The organism is Pseudomonas sp. SB113 (assembly GCF_040754745.1).
GTDB lineage: Bacteria > Pseudomonadota > Gammaproteobacteria > Pseudomonadales > Pseudomonadaceae > Aquipseudomonas > Aquipseudomonas grimontii.
In genome coordinates, this window is the sequence record NZ_JBFMHW010000153.1 from 1 (window position 1) to 462 (window position 462).

Annotated in this window: 1 protein-coding gene; it reads right to left on the reverse strand. The window is 54.5% G+C overall.

The annotated features are described in order from the left end of the window. Nucleotides 1-437: peptide-methionine (S)-S-oxide reductase (locus AB1462_RS31925; protein WP_367249090.1), on the reverse strand; the 437-nt coding region annotated here is incomplete at its 3' end. Nucleotides 438-462 lie beyond the last annotated feature (25 nt).

The following is a 462-nucleotide window of genomic DNA, read 5'->3' on the forward strand; positions in this document are numbered from 1 at the left end:
GTGTCCGGACCTTGCCGATTAAGTTCGGTCGGGTTGTGCGCGACGGAGAAATAGACCTGAAGCAGTTTTCCGTAGCTCACGACTTTGGGATCGTAGGTGACCTCGACCGACTCCGCATGGCCAGTCTGACCGCTGCTGACAATTTCGTATTTGGCGGCTGACGATTGACCTCCGGCATAGCCGGAAACGGCGTTTTGCACGCCTTTTACGTGCTGGAACACGCCCTGAACGCCCCAGAAACAGCCGCCGGCAAATATTGCCTTTTCGGTTCTCAAACCGGTGGCAGCTGCACTTTTTGCTGGCGGCGGGATGATGGTTGCCGTTTCGGCGGAGCCTGGTGTGATACCACCGAAAAACAGAACAGCCGCCAAAAACGAGCCGCCCGCGAGAGCCGCTCGATAATATCCAAGTGTCGATTTTCCGGATGAATATGTCATGTCATAAACTCCTTTTAAGATAGTC